Annotated in this window: 21 protein-coding genes; 12 read left to right on the forward strand and 9 right to left on the reverse strand. The window is 40.8% G+C overall.

The window, feature by feature from the left end:
* Nucleotides 1–343: 343 nt before the first annotated feature.
* Nucleotides 344–850: a hypothetical protein gene (locus tag IM496_RS04760; protein WP_002768563.1), complete on the forward strand. Its 507-nt coding sequence runs from the start codon at nt 344–346 to the stop codon at nt 848–850.
* Nucleotides 851–922: 72 nt separating this feature from the next.
* Here the strand turns inward: IM496_RS04760 and ndhD1 are convergent, their stop codons facing one another.
* Together ndhD1 and IM496_RS04770 are read right to left on the reverse strand one after the other, a co-directional pair.
* Nucleotides 923–2,506 carry a photosynthetic/respiratory NAD(P)H-quinone oxidoreductase subunit D1 gene (gene ndhD1, locus IM496_RS04765; protein WP_016516375.1) on the reverse strand — a complete coding sequence of 528 codons (1,584 nt, stop codon included), beginning with the start codon at nt 2,504–2,506 and terminating at the stop codon, nt 923–925.
* 418 nt (nt 2,507–2,924) lie between these two features.
* Nucleotides 2,925–3,662: a phycocyanobilin:ferredoxin oxidoreductase gene (locus IM496_RS04770; RefSeq protein ID WP_194018456.1), complete on the reverse strand. Its 738-nt coding sequence runs from the start codon at nt 3,660–3,662 to the stop codon at nt 2,925–2,927.
* A 177-nt stretch (nt 3,663–3,839) separates the two neighbouring features.
* Here IM496_RS04770 and IM496_RS04775 point away from each other — a divergent pair, with 177 nt between their 5' ends.
* The 4 genes from IM496_RS04775 (at nt 3,840) to IM496_RS04790 (ending at nt 12,520) form a co-directional block, all read left to right on the forward strand.
* On the forward strand, nt 3,840–6,152 hold the full coding sequence (locus tag IM496_RS04775) for a transglutaminase TgpA family protein (RefSeq protein ID WP_287661379.1): 2,313 nt from the start codon (nt 3,840–3,842) through the stop codon (nt 6,150–6,152).
* A 234-nt stretch (nt 6,153–6,386) separates the two neighbouring features.
* Nucleotides 6,387–7,025: a hypothetical protein gene (locus tag IM496_RS04780; RefSeq protein ID WP_008201542.1), complete on the forward strand. Its 639-nt coding sequence runs from the start codon at nt 6,387–6,389 to the stop codon at nt 7,023–7,025.
* Between the two features lie 72 nt (nt 7,026–7,097).
* Nucleotides 7,098–10,610: a GTPase family protein gene (locus IM496_RS04785; RefSeq protein ID WP_287661381.1), complete on the forward strand. Its 3,513-nt coding sequence runs from the start codon at nt 7,098–7,100 to the stop codon at nt 10,608–10,610.
* A gap of 26 nt (nt 10,611–10,636) precedes the next feature.
* Nucleotides 10,637–12,520: a GTPase domain-containing protein gene (locus tag IM496_RS04790; RefSeq protein WP_287661382.1), complete on the forward strand. Its 1,884-nt coding sequence runs from the start codon at nt 10,637–10,639 to the stop codon at nt 12,518–12,520.
* Nucleotides 12,521–12,572: 52 nt separating this feature from the next.
* On the opposite strand, the gene IM496_RS04795 is transcribed toward IM496_RS04790, so the two are convergent.
* The 4 genes from IM496_RS04795 to IM496_RS04810 all read right to left on the reverse strand — a co-directional run bounded on the left by IM496_RS04795 (nt 12,573) and on the right by IM496_RS04810 (nt 13,654).
* Nucleotides 12,573–12,731 (reverse strand): type II toxin-antitoxin system Phd/YefM family antitoxin, encoded by a 159-nt coding sequence (locus tag IM496_RS04795; protein WP_004159063.1) that lies wholly within the window; start codon nt 12,729–12,731, stop codon nt 12,573–12,575.
* A gap of 164 nt (nt 12,732–12,895) precedes the next feature.
* Complete coding sequence (locus IM496_RS04800) at nt 12,896–13,123, reverse strand: hypothetical protein (RefSeq protein WP_004157085.1); 228 nt, start codon at nt 13,121–13,123, stop codon at nt 12,896–12,898.
* Nucleotides 13,113–13,451, reverse strand: a complete 339-nt coding sequence (locus IM496_RS04805; protein WP_002803289.1) for a DUF6972 family protein — start codon at nt 13,449–13,451, stop codon at nt 13,113–13,115. The genes IM496_RS04800 and IM496_RS04805 overlap by 11 nt, the downstream gene beginning before the upstream one ends.
* Nucleotides 13,452–13,456: 5 nt before the next feature.
* Complete coding sequence (locus tag IM496_RS04810) at nt 13,457–13,654, reverse strand: type II toxin-antitoxin system HicB family antitoxin (RefSeq protein WP_002762992.1); 198 nt, start codon at nt 13,652–13,654, stop codon at nt 13,457–13,459.
* 324 nt (nt 13,655–13,978) lie between these two features.
* Between IM496_RS04810 and IM496_RS04815 the strand changes: the two genes are divergently transcribed.
* The 3 genes from IM496_RS04815 to IM496_RS04825 all read left to right on the forward strand — a co-directional run bounded on the left by IM496_RS04815 (nt 13,979) and on the right by IM496_RS04825 (nt 15,518).
* Nucleotides 13,979–14,227, forward strand: a complete 249-nt coding sequence (locus tag IM496_RS04815; RefSeq protein WP_287661384.1) for a hypothetical protein — start codon at nt 13,979–13,981, stop codon at nt 14,225–14,227.
* The gene (locus IM496_RS04820) at nt 14,214–14,630 is read left to right on the forward strand and encodes a putative toxin-antitoxin system toxin component, PIN family (RefSeq protein WP_271950022.1); all 417 of its coding nucleotides are present in this window, start codon (nt 14,214–14,216) and stop codon (nt 14,628–14,630) included. The genes IM496_RS04815 and IM496_RS04820 overlap by 14 nt, the downstream gene beginning before the upstream one ends.
* Nucleotides 14,631–15,053: 423 nt before the next feature.
* On the forward strand, nt 15,054–15,518 hold the full coding sequence (locus IM496_RS04825) for an SRPBCC family protein (protein ID WP_002778570.1): 465 nt from the start codon (nt 15,054–15,056) through the stop codon (nt 15,516–15,518).
* Nucleotides 15,519–15,591: 73 nt separating this feature from the next.
* On the opposite strand, the gene IM496_RS04830 is transcribed toward IM496_RS04825, so the two are convergent.
* A complete protein-coding gene (locus IM496_RS04830) occupies nt 15,592–15,795 on the reverse strand; it encodes a ssl0294 family protein (RefSeq protein WP_002778572.1) in 204 nt (67 codons plus the stop codon).
* Nucleotides 15,796–15,865: 70 nt separating this feature from the next.
* Between IM496_RS04830 and IM496_RS04835 the strand changes: the two genes are divergently transcribed.
* The 4 genes from IM496_RS04835 to IM496_RS04850 all read left to right on the forward strand — a co-directional run bounded on the left by IM496_RS04835 (nt 15,866) and on the right by IM496_RS04850 (nt 18,628).
* Nucleotides 15,866–16,381 carry a DUF1499 domain-containing protein gene (locus IM496_RS04835; RefSeq protein ID WP_002778574.1) on the forward strand — a complete coding sequence of 172 codons (516 nt, stop codon included), beginning with the start codon at nt 15,866–15,868 and terminating at the stop codon, nt 16,379–16,381.
* Nucleotides 16,382–16,645: 264 nt separating this feature from the next.
* Nucleotides 16,646–17,143 carry a DUF427 domain-containing protein gene (locus IM496_RS04840; RefSeq protein WP_002735494.1) on the forward strand — a complete coding sequence of 166 codons (498 nt, stop codon included), beginning with the start codon at nt 16,646–16,648 and terminating at the stop codon, nt 17,141–17,143.
* A gap of 173 nt (nt 17,144–17,316) precedes the next feature.
* The gene (locus IM496_RS04845) at nt 17,317–18,198 is read left to right on the forward strand and encodes a 4-hydroxybenzoate solanesyltransferase (protein WP_194017983.1); all 882 of its coding nucleotides are present in this window, start codon (nt 17,317–17,319) and stop codon (nt 18,196–18,198) included.
* Nucleotides 18,199–18,388: 190 nt separating this feature from the next.
* Complete coding sequence (locus IM496_RS04850) at nt 18,389–18,628, forward strand: DUF6737 family protein (RefSeq protein ID WP_194017981.1); 240 nt, start codon at nt 18,389–18,391, stop codon at nt 18,626–18,628.
* Here the strand turns inward: IM496_RS04850 and IM496_RS04855 are convergent.
* Nucleotides 18,593–20,893: an ATP-dependent helicase gene (locus IM496_RS04855; RefSeq protein WP_287661390.1), complete on the reverse strand. Its 2,301-nt coding sequence runs from the start codon at nt 20,891–20,893 to the stop codon at nt 18,593–18,595. The genes IM496_RS04850 and IM496_RS04855 overlap by 36 nt on opposite strands.
* 334 nt (nt 20,894–21,227) lie before the next feature.
* On the reverse strand, nt 21,228–22,202 hold the full coding sequence (tilS, locus tag IM496_RS04860; protein ID WP_287661391.1) for a tRNA lysidine(34) synthetase TilS: 975 nt from the start codon (nt 22,200–22,202) through the stop codon (nt 21,228–21,230).
* Between the last annotated feature and the right edge of the window lie 317 nt (nt 22,203–22,519).

A 22,519-nucleotide genomic window follows, 5' to 3' on the forward strand; every position in this document is an offset into this window, starting at 1 on the left:
GAAAATGGCTGTACCGTTGACTGTATCTGGAGTAGAGCGATTCCGTAGAGTTGGCTGTATAGTGATCGCTAACCTGATTTTAACAGATAGTGTCATTAATCTCTAGAGTAAGGGATTCGCTCTGTAGCCATGTTTTTGCTGGTTTTCTGCCCCGAAACAAGCTATAATGGTCGAAAGGTCAAATTTGAAAATTTTTGCCTCAAACCCTATCGGCGTAAGAACTTCAGGATTTTGTGTCCAGTAGTTCATTGGTATTGTATTGCTTGAACTCAGGCTCTGTAAGACTTTTAGCCATAGCTAGTATGTTTATACGGGGGAAGTCCAGGAATAAAGGAGATTTTTCATGAGTCAAGAGTTAACACCTGCTCTAGAGCCAAAGCGTAAAGGCACATTGGGGGAACAAGTTCGTAAAATTGCCGATCAGCTTCAACAAGATACTGAATTGCAGATTAAAGCGACCTCTCGTATACTAGGAGCCGCCGCTCAGATTAGTGAAAATCACGATCAACTTATTCGTGAGGTTGTTGATATGGTTGAGGAAGATCTAGACAACCAAGCTTGCGTTTATCAGACAATCAACTTCACTGTTGATACTCTTAAGCAGCAGTTTAGAACGCTAAATGAAGCTAAGTATTATTTTGGATTAAAAGCTAATAGTTGGGCAGCTCTTGCTAATAAACTCAACAATCTATCTACTCAAGACTCGATGCCTATTGATTATGACAAGAATTCAATATCAAAACGCTTTGATGTGATTGAAGGTGAGATCAGAGCTATGCGTTCCGAAATAAGTCAGATATTGTTTCTGTTAAAGCTACTTATTCCTGATAAGTCCTCTCTTGATCAATAATGTGGTGGGTTACGGCGAATTTTTAATTATTGGTTAACTGCTTAACTTGTCGTCGCCTAACCCACCCTACATTTAAATTTCGGGTGCTTTTAGGGAATAAAGGGAGAAACTAGCGGTTTTTGCCTTTGCCTGTTGCACTAAACTGGGGACAGAATTACGCGCTAGGGCGGTTAATTTATTGGTGGTAGCATCGTAAATTGTCGTCGCCACTTTGGGATAGAGTCCAATGCCGATAATTGGCACTAATAGAGAAGCGATGATAAAGACTTCCCGGGGTTCCGCATCCACTAGGGCATGGTGTTCTTCTAATTCCTTATTTTCCGGCCCATAGAGAATTTCTCGCAACATGGACAAGAGATAAATCGGGGTGAGAATGACACCGATAGCCGCTAAAAAGACGATGATGACGCGGAAAGTGGGACTATAGGCATCACTGGTGGCAAAACCGATAAATACCATTAATTCCGCCACAAAACCGCTCATCCCGGGCAAAGCGAGGGAAGCAAGGGAACAGGTAGTCCACATAGCAAAAACTTTCTTCATTTTCTTGCCGACACCGCCCATCTCGTCTAACATCAGGGTATGGGTGCGATCGTAGGTACAACCGACCATAAAGAATAAACTCGCCCCAATCAGTCCGTGGGAAATCATCTGTAACATCGCCCCGCTTGTACCAATATCGGTAAAGGAAGCCATGCCAATCAGCACAAATCCCATGTGAGAGATGGAAGAATAGGCAATTTTGCGCTTAAGATTGCGTTGGGCAAAGGAGGTTAAGGCGGCGTAGATAATATTAACTACCCCTAAAATCACCAAAACGGGAGCGAAAACGGCGTGAGCATCGGGTAACATCCCCATATTCATCCGTAAGAGCGCATAACCACCCATTTTAAGCAAAATTCCCGCTAGTAACATATGGGCGGGGGCAGTGGCTTCGCCGTGGGCATCCGGCAGCCAAGTATGAAGGGGGAAAATCGGCAGTTTTACCCCGTAGGCAATCAGGAAACCGGCGTAGAGGAATAATTGCAGTTTCAGGGGAAAATCCTTGCCGGCAATAGTCACCATGTCAAAGGAGACGGTATCGCCATAAAAAGCCATCGTCAGCGCCGCTACAAGGATGAATAGGGAGCCTCCGGCGGTGTAAAGGATAAATTTGGTGGCCGCGTAGAGACGGCGTTTACCGCCCCAAATGGAGAGGATGAGATAGACGGGGACTAATTCTAATTCCCAGACGAGGAAGAACAGTAACAGATCCTGCACGGCAAACACTGCAATCTGTCCCCCGTACATCAACAGCATCAGGAAGTAGAATAGTTTCGGTTTAAAAGTGACCGGCCAAGCCGCTAAGATAGCCAGAGTGGTGATAAATCCCGTTAAGATAATCAGAGGCATGGAGAGGCCATCCGCTCCTAAAGACCATCTTAGGTCAATTTCTGGCAACCATTGGTAACTTTCCACTAATTGCAGATTGGGATTAGCGAAATCGTAACTGCTATAGAAAGCGTAGATAATTAGGGCAAAGTCGATTAATCCCACCGTCAGAGCAAACCATCTCACGGTTTTACCGTCTTTATCGGGAATTATGGGAACTAATAAAGCGGCGACGATGGGAAAAAGGATGATGGCAGTTAACCAAGGAAAGTTTGTTAGATTCATCGGCTGTTTTAATATTTATTTAATCGTCAGAATCGAGAAATTAAGCTAAGGCTTTTTGACGGTTTTACCTAGCAAAACCACCTTTTTTCTCTTGTTCTCGCGGTTACATTTGACTGTACCTAACCCAATCTAGCAATTATTTTCCCGTCCTTGTCTGTTAATATTGTTAAGTTTCAAGAGACTTCTGGCCTAATTAGGGTTTGCTAAAAAAGTTTTTCGGTGGGGGCAGGGTGTGGGGTGTGGGGTGTGGGGTGTAGGGTTTTATACCATTAACCCATCCGACAAATATAGCGTTTCCTAAGCTAGTGAGGTACACATATTTTTCTTCCCTTTTGACTTTTGCCTCTTGCCTTTTGCCTAAAACCCATAACTTTTGTACCTCAGCAGACTGAAAAACGCTATAATTGTGCCTCCCTACTTAATCGGGCAAATCAAAGAGAACACCCGTCATATAACGCTCTGCCCATTCCCAACCAAAGGCTTTTTCTAGTACACGCCGAGTTTTATCATTTTTTTGCTGTTGACTACAATAATCCCGTTGTCCCTGTAAATAAATGCGCGCTTCTTCCCCGGAAAGGGGCTGAGTTTCCCTAGCACATTTGCAGTGAATTGTCAAGAAATCTGTTACTCTTTGTAAAAATTGTCGTTCCTCGGCGGCGGTTTCGGGACGAATAAACAGACAATATTGGGAGAAAATATGACCCCAAGGCGGTAAATCACGAGCTTGGGCGAAATCGGCCGCAGGTAAAGCCGCTAAAGCTTGATTATAGGCACTAGGGAGAGTTTTATCGCTACTGGTGGGAGAAAGATCCACAATAGCGGCACTGATTCCCGCTTTGCCGGAGACTATATCACATCCAAACATCGGCAGCGGATATTCTGGACGGGGGAACATGACACAGTGAAGGATATCCAAACCATTGCCCAGTTTAGCCAGTTCTAGGTGCATTTTGCGGAACTGGGGAGTTTGATAGCAGCGATTCTCGATAATTAATTTTTCCCCTTCTAAACGTCCCTCCACATAGCCTAAACCTTCCGGCAACTCAAAGGGCGACAAATCAAGATATTTTTCCCAGTGGGACAGAATTGCTGTGGCTAATTGTCCAATCAGGGGATGAAGCAACGGTAAAATTTCAGGGTTGGTAACGGCTATCATAGGTCAGTTATCAGTTATCAGTTATCAGTAATCAGTTATCAGTAATCAGTTATCGTCTCCCTATCTCCCTATTTTCCTATCTCCTGACATCTAAAATCCACTTTACCCCATGGAGCGATCGAGATTAGAACTGGGAAATATAAAATTAACTTCTTTGTCCTTCTCCCAATTTACCCTATGGTTAGTAGCGCTGCTCGTCCAAGACCTTCCTTAAAAACCCTCTGGCAAAAGATAGAATCTTCTCCCTTGCCGGAAACCGAGGAATCGATTATTTTAAGAATTCTGGTGCAAGCGTTAGTAATCGTCGGTATTATCGCCACCGATGTGGCTACCGATAGTTATACCAGTATTTGGGCTGTTCCTCTCAGTATTATCGGCGGAATCTGGAGTTGGCGACGCAGGAAAAAGCGCAATATCGGGGCAAAATTTTGTATAGCGATCGGAATGTTGGTAGTGTTGGCGCTATTCTTGGGTAATATCGTTGCGATGCAGGATAGTCGCATTGCCCTAACACAATTATTAATTCAACTGCAAATTCTCCATAGTTTTGACCTGCCCCGACGCAAAGATTTAGGGTATTCTATGGTAATCGGTTTAATTCTCTTGGGAGTCGCTGGGACAATCTCCGAAACCCTCGCTTTTGCGCCTTGGTTAATCCTCTTTCTGTTTTTATCCCTACCTACCCTAGTTTTAGACTATCGTTCTCGTTTAGGTTTAGATAATCTCAATCAGAGTCTCCCTTTCTTCTCAAGGAAATCCCCGCATCTAGCCACAAAAAAATTAGTTTCCCCGCAAAATTCTCCCCTTTCTCCCAAACGTTTCGGGATTTTCTTTCTGACAATTCTCCTCTTGGGATTGACAATTTTTGCTCTGATGCCGCGTTTTCCGGGTTATCAAATTCAATCTTTTCCCGTCAATAGTCCAGGAGGTATGGAAAATCAGGATTTTGAACAGGGAGACAGACAAATCGTTAACCCCGGCTATGTGCGCGAGGGTGAAACGGGGAATGGTGGCGTAAATGGCGGTAATAGTCCCACTACAGGGTCAGGACAGTTAGATTCCACCTTTTATTACGGTTTTAACCCCCAAATCAACCAAAATTTGCGGGGAAGTATGACTCCAGAAATAGTCATGCGGGTACGTTCCCAAGCCCCCGGATTCTGGCGGGCGATGGCCTTTGATCGCTATACTGGTCAAGGGTGGCAAATCTCGCGAGATCAAGAATTAGAGGATTTAAATCGCAGTAGTTGGTCCTATCGCTTTTTTGTGCCGCTACCCGCAACCCAGGCCAAAACCCATCAGGTAGTCCAAACCTACAGCATTGTCTCCAGTTTACCGAATATTATCCCTGCTCTTACTTCGCCCCAGTTTCTCTTTTTTCCCACTCGACAGGTATCTCTGGACCGAGAAAATAGCTTAAGGTCGCCGGGGGGATTAGCAGAAGGGCTAACTTATACTGTAATCTCACAAGTGCCGGAACGCAATCGCAGCCAACTGCGATCGGCACCAGAAACCTACCCTAAGTCTATTCTCAACTATTATTTACAAATTCCTGCCGAAATTGCCCCGAAAGTCCGCCGAAAAACCGAGGAATTGCTGGCCAAATCTCCCACACCTTTAACCTCTCCCTACGAGAAGGCCCTATATTTGGCCCAAGCATTAAAGCAAAACTACGAATTAAAAACCGATTTGCCCTTTTTAGCCGAAAATGAGGATTTAGTCTCGGCCTTTTTGTTTCGTTTTCAGGGGGGTTACGCCGATCATTTTTCCACCGTGTTAACGATTATGTTACGCTCGATCGGTATTCCTGCCCGATTAGCCACCGGTTTTGCCCCTGGCCAGTTTAATCCTTTCACTGGCTTTTATGTTGTCCAAAATACGGACGCTTACGCCATCACAGAGGTGTTTTTCCCTGGTTACGGTTGGTACACTTTCGATCCTATCCCGGGCCACGAATTAATTCCCCCATCCTTTGAGGAAGCGGAACCTTTTAGCGTCCTCAAGCAATTTTGGCAATGGGTAGCTGGATGGTTGCCTTCCCCAGTAACGGGTTTTCTTGGTCTGATTTGGGAAAATGTTATCGTTACTATCGGTCAGTTATTGGCCTGGTTATGGCGCTTTATTTCCGGCAGTCTTTTCGGGGGAATTCTCGGCGGTTTATTGGGGGTCGTCTTCGCCTACGCTGGTTGGTTAGGATGGGGACAGTTCCATCGTTGGCGTCGGGGTCGCAAGTTGGCAAAACTACCACCAATCGAGCGTTTATACCAGCAAATGTTAGGAATCTTAACAGAAGCCGGTTATGGCAAACATCCCGCTCAAACCCCTTTAGAATACGCCACCGCCGCCCGCCGCGTCCAACCGCCGCCAGTGGCGAATATTATCGAGGAGATTGCTCGCGCCTACGTTGATTGGCGTTATGGCGGGAAATCGGCTAATATTGAGAGATTACGCCAACGTTTTCGAGAATTTGTCAAGTTGGTGAAAAAGTGAGCTTGAGCCTATAGTTAGGGTTTGCGGCAAAAAGTTTTTCAGCAAATCCTAAATAATTAGTCTTTAATAACTGGATTTAGTATTACTTGGCGATCCTTTGATAAATGGCGATCGCATTGCGCTAATCCGATGGCTTCGACTAAAATAAATATGCTAGGATTGGGGTAATTTATCTGGATCAAGTTATTCCCTAGCCTAAATAAATACTCATTCCTCCACTGACAAGATATCATCATGGATCTACCAGCCTTTGATCATAACCTTCATCAGTCCGATACTACCCACACTTTACATACTCATGCGGATTCGTCGCTGGATTTGCACGACCACCAAGATTTGTTAAGCGACCCTAATTTGGGAGTTCACCACGATCCCTTTGTCCCATCTAATATCAGCATTTATGAGCCTCATCATATCCATAATGCTTTTGAGCATCAGGGTTTAGCAGATTATCAACCCCATCACGCTAATGGTTTATTAGACCATCAATATTCTCAAGTTGATCATCCTTCTCATTTTGATCAAGGTTTTGAGAACCAGCACTTAGCAGATTATCACCCTCATCATGCTAACAGTTTCCCAGACCATCAATATTCCCACGCAGATCATACTTCCCATTGGGATCATCTTTCACAGCGATCTGGTTCTGAGACGGCTTCTGAGTTATTAAGTAAAGCCAATGAACTAGAGAAAAAAGCTAACGATAGTTTAAGTAGTTCTCAGAGTCACAGTAAAGAAGCCGATTGGCATCGTGAGCATAAAAACCAGTCAGATGCCTCTAGTCATGGGAAAGAAGCCCAAAATGCGATGGCTGAATCTGAGAAATATCAGGCGGAAGCTCAAAAGTTAAGGGAACAGGCGAAAAAAGTTTAAGTTTCAGCCTTGAAAAATCTCGTATTTGCTCAAAAGTAATTATCATTAACTTATTGTGGAGAATTTTAAAATATGCCCTTAGATAAGATAGCTGCTGATGCCTTAATTTATGCCGGTGGTGCAGCTTTTAGTGCGCTGGTATCGAGTGGAAATAATGCTTGGTCAGCATCAGAAAATCGTAAATCTTCTGAAAGTATCAGTCGGCTAAATCGGGATTCTTCCGAAGAAATTGCTCGATTAAGTAGAAAGCATTCCGCAGAATTGCAATATAATCAATTAAAATTTTCCGTATTGCAACAAAGAGAAAATCAAGAATTTCAAAGAGAATTAGCTGAACTTAACCACGAAAGAGCGAAGGAAATTGAGGCTTTTCGGGCGCAGGTTAACTTTGCGATTAATCAAAAAAATCTGGATTTTCAAAAATGGCGTTTTGAGCAGGAAAAGAAGATTCAGTATGATATTTTGCAGTTACAGCAAGATTTTCAGCGTGATTTGACCCAAATTCAGCATCAAAATGCTTTAATACAAATGCGGGAAAGGCTTAGGGAAGATAAATCGCCTATTCATAATCCAGCTTTTGATATATTGGAAAATTCTTTTGCCCATCGGGTGATGCCTTTACAGGTGTTAATTTCACCGCCGCAACTAAATTATGATCCCAAAACAGGAAAACCCTATATTTCTGGCGTTGAAGATACTTTAGCGGAAGAAATTCATCAGTTTCTTCGCCAGGGTTATGCTGGTAATCAAAAATGGCCTGTTCAATTCTTAAATGGAAATTGGATTTCTAATAGCCAGGGTGGAAATGCGGCTTTATTATCTCTGCATTCACAGTTGAAAAACATTCCTGTTGTAATCTTGGATACAAAAATTCCCTTCGACGAACTAAATTTCAGTGTGGGATATTGGTTTAGTGGTGATGTTTCCTTTACTCGCTCTTCCATTTTATCGAGTCAATCCGTTTCTCATTTGCTTCATGAATCTGCTAAAAAAAGAGCCTTGAAATGGGAAGAAAAACGAGAAAAAATTAAGGCTAGTGGTAAAGATGAAGCATATATTAAGGCTTTAGGGAAGGTCGATGAGGAAAATTTACAGATTTATTACCAAGAGTTAGCAGAAATTGCTGAGTTAAAACAAATTGGTGTTACCGATTTACCCATTCGCAAGGAATACAAAATCACCGAAGAAGACTACAAAACATTTTATCGATATTTGGCGGTATGGCATTGTTTAGCGATCGGGCTTTATGCTGACATTCTCTTTTTGGGTAATTCTTGGGAAAATACTCCTTTATTGCCTAGTTTAATTCCTTATCTGTTAGAAAAATATCGGGATAACCCTCTGTTAACTTCGGAGTTTTGGCAGGAAGCCATTTCCAGCATTGTGAAGGTTTACGGAGAGTTCTATAATAGTTTGAGGTCGGATTTTGCCTATTGTGGCCATGAAATTCGGATGGAGTTAGCATTATCTTTGGCTAATTTACCAAGCGAGTATCGGTGTTTGGCTTTAGAGCAAGGTAATAAGGCTTTTTCTGATTGGTTACGAGCTAATGATGCGCCTTCGGACAAGGTTTTTGATCTCGACAATGACGCTGATTGTCAGCTTTTGAAACGGATTATTTATCAAGAAGATAAGCCGTTTTTGGAGTCTTTAAAGTTATTGTTAGATAAAGTTAAGGATGTCGATAGGATTGATGGAAGTCAAAGCGCAGGGGTTAAGAGTCTTATAGCTGGTTGGGAGTTTTTGGATAGGTTAGGTATTATTTCAAATGTATCAATGATGGAGTTCGAGAAATCACCAAAGATTATAGACACAAATTCTAAAAAATGCGATAACATTAGTGAGACAGACATCAAAAATCAAAATTCTTCCAAAGGAGAACCCACCATGAACAACAACAATGAAAACCAACAAGCCACTGAAATTCTAAAGAGTTTACAAAGACTTTTTTCAGATCGTCCAGAAGTTTTGAGACTATTAGATCCTACAAATTTAGATCCTGACAGAGTTGCTGGGGAAGTTATTCTGGAAAACTATAGAAATCAGGAAGGATTTGCTTCTCCCGTCAATTTTTATGTGACAGGGAAAACGAGAGCAGGTAAAACCTCTCTGGGTAATACTATATTCGATGGGAAACAGACAGCGATGAAAAGCACTGGCCATCGGGACTGTACTTTTGATTTGGGATCTTTTCAGTCTGCTAATAATTTAAGATATTTTGATTTGCCTGGTGCTGGCTCTAAAGAGGAATTTGAAAACATCAATCGTGCTATTCTGTGTCTTGCTCAAATACAACCAAAAAGAGGCAGAAATCCTATTGTTACCGAATTTGTGTTATCTGATTATACTGACTTTACAAAGACTCAAACGCCTAAGCAGAAAACCATATCTGTAGATGAATGGCAATCAAACAAAAATCAACTAATATACGGGTCTGATGTTATTTTATATGTTATTGCTCCCCATGAAGGGCTGGGACGTGATGATGAAAATTATATGTACGATTTACTATCTGCACAAAAAGAGAAACGGGGTTCAAGCAATGTTGTATTTGCCTTGAACTTACATTTGACTAAAAATGGTGAGCCTAAATATACAAAACCAAATGTTGATGATGCCTATAAAACAATTACGGACATCTATAATGAGGTATTTCCTAATCATCCTACCAAACCTGTAATTATTGAAATAAACTCACTCACAGGACTTGGTGCAGATAAAATTGCAGAGGAAATCTGTAAGTTACTTCCTGCGGATAAGCTCGGAAAAATGGAAGAAGTGCTGGGTGATAAGTTAAAAGAGAAGGCAAGAAAGATAAGAAGTAAAAAGTTTCGTGAAGCCCTAATTTATATCGCTAGTCGTTTGGCGACTTTTAAGGTAGATCAATCCTTTGATAACAGCAGTGATATTGTATTGGGTTCTTATGCAGCAGTATATAGCTATTCTTCAAGAGTTTTCAAAAAAGAAGTTTCTAATGGAGAAAATGCCTATGGAGTCGTTTCTGATTTTGCTGGTCAAACAAAAGAATCTCGCACTGAAAATATTACCATCAAAGAGCCAATTCTTGAATCAATAGAACGTTTTCGTACTATATCTGAGCCTGTATTTGGTAATGTTGAAGAAGTAAACCAAATCATTGTAGAAAATGAAGAAATAGTCGAAACAAAAAGAGGTGGTTTTTTGGGACTTGATCAAAAAATTCGTGGCTCTCGTGTAGATAAAGTAAAGCAGCCAAAAGTTATAGAAGTAAAAACTACAAGGTATCAGCAAATAGGCACAAAACACACAGAGGTAAGTGATGGTTATCAGACAGCCGTAACAGGCTATAATGACAAAATAGTCGGATTGAAGCATTTAAAGGGAGGCTATGACATCATCAAAGGTATTCTAGCAATCGGTTTGGGAATTGAAAGTTTACCAGACGAAAATACTGGTAATTTTAATCATATTTATGAAGCCGGTGAAAAAGAAGTCAATCTTAAGATTGGCAATTTAAAATCGAGAGTTGAGCAGGTTATGAATAATTCCGACTCGAAAAAAGCTGAAAATGAGATTATATCAATTCTCAGAAAAGCACTACTTTAAACAACCTGTTAGGAGGTATAAATAAAATGAATATTCATCAACTTAATAAACCATCTCTTGCGGAGATAAGAGCCAATTTAATTACTGAACAACTTAAAAATTTACCTCCTAATTCTAGTTACATTAATATATATGTAACAGGTAGATCCGCAAGTGGTAAAACGACTCTTGGTAACCGGTTAATTGGTGAAAATTATTTTCTTTCGACAGGAAGGCAAAATACCACACAGGTTGTTAATTTAATTGACTTCTCTGGTGGTTTTAGATTTTTTGATCTACCCGGCGTAGATGGTGGTGGAAGACAAGAAGGTGGGCGATTAGAAAATTATAACCGAGCCGCATTAGGACTAAAACAAGTTCCTAGTTACCCGAATATTGATGAGATTACTGTCGCTATTTACAGAAAAAATAGCCTTCCACAAGAGCATACATATAAATTAAATGATTTTGAAAAACTCCCTTTTAAGCCAGATATAGTATTTTATTTAATAGATCCGAAGAAAGGCTTGTCTAGATCTGAAAAAGACTATGTGATAGATTTAATTGAATCAGGGCATAATGTTATGTATATTTTAAATGTATGGATAGACAAATATCATAAACCATTGGCAACTGGGCAAAATTTTGAAGATACAGAGAAAAGCATCAAAGATATTTATTTTGATCTCCAGAAGAAGAAAGAGCCAGTTATTGTTAGGATAAATTGCCAAACGGGTCAAGGAATTGATAGTTTACTTCAACAAGCTTCTTTATCTTTAGGCGATGCTAGAGGCTTAGTATTTAAACAAATTATTTTGGCACAGCATCAAAAAGCACCACAAGTTTATATTGATTTAATTAAACAAGAATTAAGTAAAATTTTTGCTGATGTTGCTTATTACGAGCCTAAAAGTTATGATGATGCTAAGGAAAAAATGAAAAACACCAGTCGATTATTATGGGATTATTTGGCTTCTTTTTCACTGCATGAGCAAGAAGATTCTCCAAATTCAAATTTTCAAAGAATCATTGATTCTTATTCAGATTTTGAAAAAATTATTAATACACTTATCAAAACAGTTATTAATAGTGTCAAGACAGATCACTATACACCTGTGGCTGTTTCTGTCCCTTTTTGTGAAGTCATTTATGAAGACGTACAATTGTACGGCAACAAAACAGAGATAGTAGATGATTTGGATAATCCAATCTATGAAACGAAGCGAGTTACGACAGATCCAGGCATTTGGGGGGGGATTGGGAATAAACTACAGGGAAAAGAGTGGGAGAATGTGTATTATAAAGAAGAATTTACTGGTAAATTTAGACAGAAACAAATTAATAAAAAAGTTCGTATTGGAACAAAAAAAGAATTTTCAGATATTGAGATATGGTGGGATTTAATTGGTTTAAAAAAATATTCTTACAGTGTTTATAAACCCTTCGGATTATATGGTGTTTGTTTTTTGAAATGTTTGTGTTTAGCGATGGTCAATAGTAATTTTCAAGCCACAAGTCAGTTTAAAAAATATATTTACTCTTACTATTTGTACTTAAAAGTGCTGACTAAAGGAGAGAAAATTGGACAAATAATAAATAATATAAATTTAATTCTTGATCAGAAATATTTTGACCTACCTGCAACAGCAATATTCGTTGAAAATTCCCAAGTATCACCAAAATTAAGATTACTTTTATCTTTTTATAAGGAATTAACTACAAGAATACTTTTTGAGTTAAACAACTTTAAAGCTTTAGCCATTAGGATTGTATTTTGTGTTAAAGAGACTTTTTTAGAAGGTGATAACGAGCAGCAGATTGACTCTTTTGGAATTCAGTGTCGTAAATTAATAGCTTGCTATAGTAAATTTGTTTTGCTTTTTTCTTGGGAATTATACAAGTTTTTGCGAGGTAAATTTACAGATTCATGACAAACTATCAAACAAAAATTAAAATCAAAGTTCCTTTAGATGTTGCTGAAACTTAGAGGAGATATAACGTTTCTTGTACCGATTTCCAATCCCCTTCAGATAGCAAAACTGCATTACCATCGCATCCCTCAATAATAATGGGTTCGTGGGAAACAGTCACCGAATCAATCAAATCCTGCAACTTTTGTTGAGCCTCATTAACCGGGATCATAAATCCTCCTAATTGTTTTCTACCAGTGCCGAAAGAAAATCCTCCGATAATCCTAGCGCCAATTACCCAAACCTGACTCCATTCGTAACTATCTCGGTGCTTACCCTAACGGCACTGGTAAGGCGATATTCTGACTTCATTCCAAACGACAAGTTTAAACAAATCTAAGCGCTTTCCTCACTAGATAATCGTCCTTCAATCGGTTCGTATTCATCTTCCAAGAGCCAGAGTTGAGCCTCTTCATAATCTGGAAACGCCTTGACGAGACGGTACTTTTCAGCAGGATCAAAAACATAACACCCCCTCGCCTTATCGATCAACACTAGCAGGATATAGGGAGGGGACTGCATGGAATCCACCCAAACTTCTAGGAAGCGCCAATTATCCTTCACTAGGTCGGGTTCGAGGAATTGCGTGATATTGGTTGTTTGCATTAATCTTAACCTCGCCGTAGAATAAAGAAGACTTTAAACCATCTGGGCTAATTCGACAACCAATCGCTTCGGCAAAGAATAGCCCATAGCGCTCATAGTTTCGCACATTGCCCGTGTATTCACCCCTTTCCATGATAGCCTGAATAACTCGTAGCATTGTATCTTCATCTTTAAACACATGAATAGCTCGTCCTCGTAACAGTAATCTCCGTGATTGTGGAGTATTCGGTAAATGTTTAGAAATATGTTTAGCGTCAAGAAAAATCTCGCGATTAATTCCGCTCATAATGGTTAGACTTCAACGTCTCTAATAATTGCTGGAATCGGCAGGCCGTCTTCCGCTAAAGCCGCAATATAACCGGCAATCGCCTCTTTTATATTAATCAAGGCTTCTTCTTTCGTTTTTCCCTGACTAACACAGCCTTTGAGACTTGGACACTCCACAATCCAATAGCCATCTTCGTCTCGATATACAATGACTTGCCTCATTTTTCCACTCGCTTTTTAAGAAGTGTTAATAATTACCCCTAATCATAGCAAGCAACTCAGCCAAATTTATTTACCGTTCCTGGATTAGCCTTCCCCCCAACGTCATCTCTAGATTTAGCCCCGGCGCTGGAGAATACTTACACTAGCGGCGTTGGTTTTTCGCAACCAAAGTAAATTACAGATATTAAATTGAGAGTAACTAAACTTGACAATCAGTTTAACAATGCGCTAGAGTAACTGAAACTTCTAGACTGTAACGCTGGCTGAAGGGAAGCTATTAATTTCGACTAAATTTCTTTACTACTAAACTAAGAAAATATAATTATGACAAACTATCAAACAGAAATCCGAATCAAAGTTCCTTTAGATGTTGCTGAAACTTATTGGAATGCAACGGAAGAAGAGCGTCAAAAAATAGCAGAAAAAATCGCTTTTTATGTTCAATCTTCAAATTTATCTAGAAAAGAATCTCTGGACAAATTATATAAAAAGATGGATAATATTGGACAAAAAGCACAAGAGAAAGGATTAACCCCTGAAATTTTAGAATCTCTCTTAAATGAAGATGACTAGACGCTTTGTTATCGATACCAATATTATTATCAGTTCTGTTTTATCGCCCAAGAGTAAACCCAATACTGCTTTTAAAAAAGCGCAACAATTAGGAATCATTATCGTGTCCTCTGCCACTTGGCAAGAACTGGAAAGCGTCTTATCGCGACCAAAATTTAGCCGCTATATTAGTCTTGAAGAACGTCAACAATTTTTATTAGACTTTTCGGAAACTGTGGAATTTATTTTAAATATGGAATTCAGAACGGATATTTGCCGAGATACTAAAGATAATAAATATTTAGAATTAGCCGTTAATGGTCAAGCAGAATCGATCATTACAGGAGATCAAGATTTACTCATTTTACATCCTTTTCTGTCTATCAATATTGTTACAGTTAATGATTTTTTATTCAACAAGTAAATTAATTAGTGCTTGCTAACTATCAGTCAAATCCTTTTGTAGTCAGGCTTCCAGTAATATTCAGCCAACCCTCGTTAGGGTCCGGAGATTGCTCGCGCCTACGTTGATTGGAGTTATGGCGGGAAATCGGCTAATATCGAGAGATTACGCCAACGTTTTCGAGAATTTGTCAAGTTGGTGAAAAAGTGAGCTTGAGAGCAGTTATCTTAATGGTGAGGTAGGAAGTTTTCGTTTTGGGGGGTCGATCGCCGGTCGTCCATAGCAAATTAGGTTACACTTTATCTTGATGAGAAAGGCTATAAACAACACTATGTTAAGAAATGTAACCAAGGCCGAAACCCTTACTGTTGCCTTGTCTGCACAGTTAACTTTATTTTTGTCCGACTACCGATAATTCTCAGCCAGTAATTTATAAGCAGATCAATGTCATCTTGTCAAGTATTTGAACAATCAATTCAAATTAAAGCTAGTGCCACGACGGTGGAGCGTTGTATCACGGATTTAGAGTTAATGCGTCGTTGGTTGAATCCGGTGTTAGTTTGTGAACCTATCGGCGATTGGAAGACCGATATCGGTGGGAGAAGTCGTTTTTTGATTCAAATCCCCCTAATTCAGCCGACGCTAAAAAGTACGGTGATTGAGAGGGAACCGGGATTAATTGTCTGGCAATTTGAAGGCTTTTTTCGCGGTTGCGATCGCTGGGAATGTCAACCCAATGATGGCGGCACTTGTTTAATCAATCGTTTTGAGTTTGCGATTCCTAATCCGGTTGTGGGGTGGGGATTCCAGCAATTCGCCGCCAAATGGACTAAAAAGGATATGGAAGCGCAATTAAGACGCTTAAAACGAGTAGCCGAGGAAATTTATCTACTTTCAGCAACAAGTTAAGCTGATGGGGTGGTAAGCGGGGGGTTTTGGGGATGGGAGAATACCCTCACCCCCAACAGCTAACCCCTGATCCCTAATCGATCGAGATCGACTGGGGACTGTTGCCGTTATCCTGATTATTGTCGTTAAAACTGACTAATCCCTGCTCTTCTAACCATTTTTTGAGGGGATCGTCCGAAAGTTTCAAGCGCAGTAATCCAGAGGCAAAACCACCGAAAAAAGCGATCGGTTGTTGAATCAGTTCTTTAACAACGGGTTGTAATTCATCGAGAAACATCTTATTCTATCTCCTGATATTGTCACACCTATCAATGTTAAGTTAATTGAAGTGATTCTGTAAGACTAGCATGACTGAAACTCCCAACACGGTGAAAAAATCTTTCCGGCTAACCCCGTTTATTTTCCTAGGAATACTGCTCATCTGGCTAGGAATTAGGTTAATTGCTCCCGATAGCGTCAGTTTATTCGCTGGTACTCGTCCCGATTATTTGGGAGTCAGGGAGGGTAAACTGGCCCCTTGTCCGGTCACTCCTAATTGTGTTAGTAGTCAGAGTCAGGATCAGGCTCATGCGATCGAACCCCTTAGTTATCAGGGTAGCGGTGAAAAAGCGATCGAGCAATTAGCTAAAATTATCGCCTCCCAACCGAGAACTAAAATTATTAACCAAGATAGTAACTATCTCTACGCCGAATTTAGCAGTCAATGGATGGGATTTGTCGATGATCTAGAATTTTCTCTTAATCCTAGCAAAAATGCGATCGATGTTCGCTCGGCCTCCCGGTTAGGAGAATCGGATTTAAATGTCAATCGAGAACGAGTGGAAACCCTGAGAAAACTCTTTTCAGTGATCAGTAAACAGTAAACAGTGAAAAGTAATCGGGTGCATCTCAATTTTGTAGAAATATCTATACTACATTTGGGCGCACGCGATGCGCCCCTACCATTGGTGCGATAATATTATTATTGTAGGGGCGAATTGCATTCGCCCTCTTTAAATGACTTCTGCTGCTCACCTATATGTCAGAGAAAGTCACCAATAGGAGATGCACCCAATCAGTAATCAGTAATCAGTAAACGGTGAAATGACTCAGAGAATACTGACTCGGAGAATAATATAAGAAAAATTATGTTTCGTCCCCAACCGATACCAGCAAAAGCAGGACAGGAATCCGTCTGGGATTATCCTCGTCCCCCGCGCCTAGAATTATCGCCTAAACACCTAAAAATTATCTTTAATGGGGTGATAATTGCCGATACTAAAAGCAGTTATCGAGTTCTAGAAACCAGTCATCCTCCAGTTTATTATCTACCGCCCCAAGATATTAAAATGGAATACCTGCAAGCCACAGCAGAAAAGTCTTTTTGTGAGTGGAAAGGTCTAGCGGGATATTACAATATCACCGTTGGGGATCAACAGGCAATTAACGTCGCTTGGTATTATCCGGATCCAACACCAGAGTTTCAAGCAATTAAGAATTATCTGGCTTTTTATCCTGCCAAAATGAGCGCTTGTTATGCCGATGGGGAATTAGTACAACCGCAGCCTGGCAACTTTTACGGGGGATGGATAACCTCCGATGTGGTTGGTCCATTTAAAGGCGTTCCCAATAGTTGGGGCTGGTAATCACGTTAAGTAAGTAGGGTTTGCTGAAAAAGTTTATTGGTGGAGTCAGGAGCCGGTCGTCAGGAGATTATTTTTATTTATTCTTCCCACACCCCACTTCCCCAAAACCCCACACCCCACACCCCACACCCCACACCCCCTTAACTCCTAGTTTCTACTTTTTACGAGAAATTATGACTATATCCCAACCCGATCTAGAACCCACTTGGATGACGATTATTCGCCTCTTGCGCTGGGATAAACCCGCCGGTAGGTTAATTTTGATGATTCCCGCTTTATGGGCGGTATTTTTGGCGGCAGACGGTGTGCCACCGCTACCCTTGATCGGGGTGATCGTTTTGGGAACTTTGGCCACTAGCGCCGCCGGCTGTGTGGTTAACGATCTTTGGGATCGGGATATCGATCCACAAGTCGATCGCACTCGTAACCGTCCTTTAGCGGCCAGAGCTTTATCGATCAAGGTTGGTTTGATTATCGCTCTGATTTCTTTCTTGTGCGCCGCAATTTTAGCTTTATATCTCAATTTCCTGAGTTTTTGCCTATGTGTGGCCGCCGTTCCCTTGATTATCTGCTATCCTCTCGCCAAGCGTTTTTTTCCTGTACCCCAATTGGTTCTTTCTCTCGCTTGGGGTTTTGCGGTTTTAATCTGTTGGAGTGCCGTCACTGGGGCGTTAAATAGTAATACATTTATATTATGGGGAGCGGTGATTTTTTGGACATTGGCATTTGATACAATTTATGCTCTGTCCGATCGAGAGGATGATCTCAAGGTTGGTATTAACTCTAGTGCCATATTTTTCGGCAAATACGCCCCAGAAGCCGTGGGAGTCTTTTTTGCCCTAACAGTGGGTTTATTGGCTTGGGAGGGGCAAAAAATGCAGTTATCAGCCTCTTTTTGGCTAGGGTTGGTTGTAGCGGCGATCGCTTGGTGGCGTCAATACCGGCTGTTACGTCAATCGGATTTACCTAAACCAGTTTATGGTCAAATGTTCGGTCAAAATGTTTGGGTCGGTTTTATTTTATTAGCGGCTATGATTGCGGGGAGTTATTTTTAAATAAGTAAATCGAGCAATTTTCTACTCTTTCGGTCTGCCTAGGTGTTTTTTAAACTCGATCGCTCTAAAATCAAGTTAGTAAGTAGCTAGACACAATTAATTAGACATATCTAACCACCTCTTGCATGAGTGCCTATCCTAACCAAGAAGTTAATTTTTTCCTACTACTTAAATTACCGATCCGTAACCAATGCCTAACTCGAAATCTAGTAGCGTTTGGGATCACAAACCCCGTTGGTGTCAACCTTGGTCGATTTTATTGACAGGAATTACCCTAATTGCTGGGTGTTGGTTTTTAACTCAGCGTCTCTGGTTAACCCTACTCCTATCTATTCCTATACTCCTCTGGTGGTTTGTCTTTCTAATTCTTTATCCGAGGACGATGCAGCAACAGTTAAACACAGAAAGAGTCGGGGAAAGCATTGATTAAAACAGGAAAGACAGGACAGGGATTTTTATCCTGTAATTGACTACTTTCATCTCCGCGAAAAGTGTTCCAACGGAAAGGAGCTTTTTTTTCACTCGACATCCATAAAAGTCTTTTTGCTCGTGTCATCGCTACATACAAAAGTCTGTATTCTTCAGCTTTTTTAAGTTGTCCAGCTTCTAACCAAGCGCTTAAAGGTGGGGGAATAATTGGTATGCTGTCGGGGTTTAAATAGCGTTGATGAACCGCTGCTCGAATTTGCGCTCGTGCCACTTCTGCGAGGGTAAAATCTCCCAAAAATTTCGCCCCATTGGGGACCCAAGGTTTGCCAGGAATAATATCTTCGTGAAGAAAGGGAATAAAAACATAATCCCAGTCTAAACCCTTGGCTTTGTGCATAGTAATAATCGTCAGTTGTCCGGGACGAGTATAACAATCGTCGTTATCTTCTTCCACCCCTTCAAAGCGCTCAGAGGCGATAATTTCATTAAGAGTATTAATTGTGTTTTTCAGAGAACTATTACCAGCAGTTTCCTGATAAATACGGGCGGTTAATTTTTGCAAAGTTGCTAATTCTGACCCCGAATATTGGAGAGTCATAGCGAAAAAAGACAGGAGTTGATAATGGGGTAATTCTAATCTAGCTTTTAGTAAACTGCAGCAATAACGACGGGCGATTTTTTCGTTAGATTTCAGTTCAGGATCGAGGGGAGTGGGATAAAGAAATTGTTCGGGATAGGTAACTAAAGGATTTAAGTCTTGGGCAGTAATTAAACCCCTCAATTGTAACACTTCTAAGGCCGCTTTGAGATAATCGGGAGAGTGGGGACGTTCGACAAAAGCCAATAGTTTCAGCATTTCGGCGGGAATTTGGGAAAAGCGATCGATCTCATTAGCTTCAAAAATTCTGATTTGATAACTTTTATAAAAATGGGCAAATTTTTGAGCAAAAAAGTGTCCTTGTCGATTTTCTCTAACGAGGACAGCGGCATTATGTTGAGGGTTTTCTTGAAGTAATTTAACTAGACGTTTTTCAATTAATTCTACTGTTTGATAAATGTCATCGGGTTGATAAATTTCTAATCCTTTTCCCTCCTTAACTGGATTAGGTTGGGGATCTTCGGCGCTGACGGGAAGAATCGCTTGAACCCGAAAAGGAGCCTCGGTAACTTTATGATTATCTTTTCGCTGTTTCCAATCTCGATCGACCCATTGTAACACTAAATTAGCAGCTTCAATAATTTTAGTATTGCTGCGACCTGCTTGGTTCATAGTGGATAAATTGCCTTCGCTTTGACAACTTTCACAAAACCAATTAAAGTAAACAGGATCGGCGGGGGTAAAGGTGGAATTAATGGCTTGATTGGGATCGCCGACGCGAATTAAATTAGGTATTTCTCCGTCATTATTTTTTGCTAAAATAGTAATTAGTTTTTCTTGGAGAGGACTAGAATCCTGTGCTTCATCTTCAAAGACTCCAAAGACAGATTTTTGCCATTGTCGGCGAATTTTTTCTTCCTCTAATACTCGCAAGGCTCCTAAAATCATGTCATCATAATCTATATAGTTTTTCTGACGCATCAGGATTTCATACTGTTGGTACAAACCACTAGCAATAGCGAGAATTTGATAATTATCGTCGGTATAGTGGCTTAATTCCCAGACTTGCTGCGGTGATAATCCCGAACTTTTTAGCTCATGAATGGCCGTATAGGCAAGACTAGGTAAAATTTCGGTTCTCAGCACCGATTGACGGCGTAATCTTTCTGTTTCCTCCCCATCAAATTCTACTCCTTCTAATAACTTTTGATAACGAATTGGGTCAGCAATTAGCCATTTTTCCACCGAGTTTCTAATAATTCTGTGGCTAGGAGTCGGAATAACTAAGGTAGAAGATTCGAGGTCTAATCCCGATAATTCCGGGTAACGACGGGCTAATTGTAGGGCCAGTCCGTGCAGAGTTTGGACGCTAAAACCTTGGGCTGAAAGTTGTAAATCTTGCAAGCGTTGTTTAATTTTAGCTTTAATACTAGCGGCAGCCGAGCGCGTGTAGGTGACAATAATTAACTGTTTCTTAGCATGAAGTTGCTCACGAGCAATAACCATGGCGGCAGCTACGGCCAAACTGTGGGATTTTCCCGCCCCCGGCACCGCAGAAATGGCCATTTTTCCCCCTTGCCAATCGGCTAATTCCTGTTGTCCGGCTCGCAGTTGTTGCCGGAGATTGACCAGTAAATTTTCTCGATTAATTACTTTAGTTTCGCTCATTATGCCCCGCCAATTTTATTTTTAGTTTAATTGTATTACTATTTTAGTTGATCCTTAAACTAATTGCTGTAAAAGTTAGCTACAGATAACTAGAATGGGGAGATGGGTTTTTTTCAGTGAACAGTAATCAGTAATCAGTGAAAAGAAAGTAGCAAAGTTTTCACCTAACACTGTCCACTTAAAACTGTAATCTGATCACTGATCACTGATAAGTAGGTAGGTATTGAAAACTTTCAGATCCCCCCGCCTATCGGCACCCCCCTTATCAAGGGGGGCAGGGGGGATCGAACCTAAAATCCATTTGTAATTTAATTATAACCAGCTACTTAACTGATCACTGATAACTGATATGTAGCCAATTTTGTTGTACTTCTACCCGAATTTTGCCGGTTAAGGAAGAAGTGGCATCGCGATTAACACCAGTAATGAGATTAACCACTGACTCAACTTCGGCGAAATTAGGGGATGAGGGTAAATATTGAGCTAAAAATAAACGAATCACTCGTCTTTGTATCGCTAGAGGTAGAATTTGTAAAGGGGAGCGATCGAGTCTTTGTTGATCTAGATCGATAACCTGACGAAAAATATCCCGGGCAATACTATCTAAATAATCGCTTTCTGCTTCCAAAATTTCGGCAGTTTGGGCGAGATGTTTTTCAATTTGGGGATTTAAATTAGTTTGCAGGTAGGGTAATAATTCCCGACGGATGCGATTGCGAGCATAGCGTAAATTCTCATTAGCTCGATCGTACCAGATCGGTAATTCTCGACTTTGACAAAAAGCGAAAGTTTCCCCGCGAGTGACATTTAAGAGGGGACGGACTAAAAAAATATCCGGGGTTAAACTTGTCAACCAAGTTAAGGCAGAAAGTCCATCACTACCGGCTCCGCGCGTGAGATTATAAAGAAAAGTTTCCGCTCGATCGCTCCTCGTGTGTGCCGTGAGAAGATAATTAAAACCCTGTTCTTGGGCGATTGTTTGTAAAGCTTGATAACGCCATTGTCGGGCCTTGGCTTCCGTTTCCGCCATGGGGGGTGCGGTGGCAATATAAACGGGTAATTGCCAAATTTCGGCGATTTTCTGCACATGAGCCACTAATCCTCGGTCGTAAGACCAACGGTGATCACAGTGAGCGATCGCTAGTTGCCAACCCCAACGAGAGCGCAAATCCAGCAATAATTGACCTAAACAGAGAGAATCCTGACCTCCCGACAATGCCACTAACAGAGACGCATTTTTAGGTAGTAATTGTCCCTTTTTCACCGTGGTTTCCAGACGAGTATGGAGAGGTGTCCAAAAATTAGCCAAAATTTTTAGATTTATTTACTTGACAAATGACAGATAACCAGAAAAAGAGAAGGGAGAGGGGCTCTTCTCGACTTTGTGTGATAATTTTTGCTTATAGAATCGTGAAATGTTCACTGGGAAAGAATTTTAGGACTATTTTGCTGAAGAAACTATCAGTATAGACCCCGTTTGCACACAAAAACCAGAAGAGCCGGAGAGGGAATTATGAATTATGAATTATGAATTGGGAAGAATAAATAAAAGCAATCTTCTGATAACTGATAACTGATAACTGATAACTTATAACTGATAACTGATAACTGATAACTGGTAACTGA

The organism is Microcystis sp. M049S2, assembly GCF_020245625.1.
GTDB lineage: Bacteria > Cyanobacteriota > Cyanobacteriia > Cyanobacteriales > Microcystaceae > Microcystis > Microcystis ichthyoblabe_A.